The sequence below is a fragment of the Psychromonas hadalis ATCC BAA-638 genome (genome assembly GCF_000420245.1).
Lineage (GTDB): Bacteria > Pseudomonadota > Gammaproteobacteria > Enterobacterales > Psychromonadaceae > Psychromonas > Psychromonas hadalis.
Map to the genome: position 1 here is coordinate 1 of NZ_ATUO01000291.1, position 2,139 is coordinate 2,139.

2 protein-coding genes are annotated in these 2,139 nt (G+C 34.9%); both read left to right on the forward strand.

Features of this window, described 5'->3' with window-relative positions:
• Positions 1-840 precede the first annotated feature (840 nt).
• Entirely contained in the window at positions 841-1,848 is a 1,008-nt protein-coding gene (locus G322_RS0118920; RefSeq protein WP_022943234.1) for an AAA family ATPase, read from the forward strand.
• A gap of 77 nt (positions 1,849-1,925) precedes the next feature.
• A partial coding sequence (tnpA, locus tag G322_RS0118925) for an IS66 family insertion sequence element accessory protein TnpA (protein ID WP_022942626.1) occupies positions 1,926-2,139 on the forward strand: 214 nt, incomplete at its 3' end.

Here is a 2,139-nt window from a genome sequence, read left to right on the forward strand (position 1 = left end):
ATAATATCTGCTTAAACCTTAAACCTTAAACCTTAAACCTTAAACCTTAAACCTTAAACCTTAAACCTTAAACCTTAAACTATGGGATCTCCATAAATATTTTGTAGCCTGATGACAAAGTCGGGAGCAGAAAGATTTCGTTGCATTTTTCTGCTGGAAAGTCTGACTTTAGCAAAGAAAATCATGGATGATTTTATTAGTGCCTGCATGCACATGGACGTGCATTCAGGCACGGTGCGTTAAGAAATCATACTTTTTAGCAGATAAAAAAATGCTTCGGAACGGCACTCTTTGCTTACTTTCTCTTGCTGTTGAGAGGCATGCTACTTCAGACTGCGAAACTACGTTTCGGTTCTTCATACGCTAAAGTTGTCGAGAGGCGAAACCACTCTAACCATATATAGAGATGCTTCAAGCGAGCTTGCCTCGCACTAGTGACTTTGGAATATACATAGATTGAGTTCGGTAATAAGAGACGTTTTTCCCCGCTCATTATCTAAAATGAAAATGAAATACCTGATCCCATTATATGCAAAGCGACTTAGTAATGAGTGTTACCTTGAAAAATCAAAAGTAATACTTAATTATCAAGCTAGAAGTATTTCATTGTTTTGAGTAACATGTCATGTATATAGATTCAAAAGGTTATAAAGTATTGGCTCTGCCATATTAAATTTACTTTCATACTAAAATGCCAATTATACCCAGTAAATTGGATAACTTTGATCATCTAACAGAAGTCATAACAAACTTAGAGTGAAGACCCTAAGTTTTTAAAGAGTGTTTAGATAATTGAGGGGCTCTCCCTCTCCCTCTTATATTTATCAATAGGAATATTTAATGTCCAACTATTTATATGTAACGGCTATTAAAGCGCTTGAACACCCTTATATAAAACAGAAATATATCAGCGTATTAATTTCAGGTGAAAAAAGAAAAAATATTATCATCACGGGTAAAAATGGTTGCGGGAAAAGTACTTTACTACGTTCAATAAAGGCAAATATATCTAGCAAAGGTAAAACAAATAATCAGTATCAAGTGAAATTAAACACTTATCTTCTCAAGATGAAATCGATTCAACGTGGCACACCTGAATATATTCAGTTAGAAAAACAAGTTGAAGCTTATAGAGATGTCATTCTTACCCAAGGCTCAGCTGTTACCGTAACCTATTCTGATATTAATTTATTCAATCAACAAGATAGTGTATTGGCATATTTTGAAGCTAAACGTATGACCAATCTTAGTAAACCACAACATATAAGCGCACCCAAATTAACTCAAGAAGCCATAGGTTTACATACTGCAGGCGCAACCTTTATCCATCATTTAGTTAATCGTCGCTCTCAATTGGCTTTTGCAAATGAGGATAATGAAGCGGTAGAAGCACAAGCGATACGGAACTGGTTTGATAATTTAGACTCACTGTTTAGTGAGTTATTTGAGAAAAAAGTAAAGCTCAAATTTCTTCGTAACGAGTTAGATTACACTTTAGAGGCGGAAAATGGTGAAATAATTGATCTTAAATTATTATCAGATGGTTACTCAGCGGTTGTAAATATGATCACCGAAATAATAATTCGAATGGAGGCTATTAGTTTCGGCAGACTAGATATTGGCGGTATTGTACTTATTGATGAAATTGAAACGCATTTACATGTTTCTCTGCAACGTCAAATACTACCTTTCTTAAACTCGATGTTTCCAAATATTCAATTTATTGTCACAACTCACTCTCCTTTTGTCCTTTCATCCGTAGATGATGCGATTATCTATGATTTAGAAAGTGGAGATACGATTGATCAAGAACAAGCTCTTTGGGCTCATTCATACGAAGCATTGTAAGCGTCAGGGCAACCACACCTTCATCTAATTTCTGATCTCAGTTATGTTATTTTCAAGTCAAATAAAAGGAAATAACAATGAAAATAACGCGCAACGAAACACAATGGCAGACCCTAGTAAAAAATCAACAAACCAGTGGGTTAACTATTTCAGATTACTGTCAACAACATCACTTATCAACGTCTAGCTTCTACACTTTCAAGAAAAAACTAGGCCTAACATCCAACAGCTTTGTTCGCGCTAAAGTGATACAACAAATTGAATTTATGGAAGAACAACCATCAATCACAC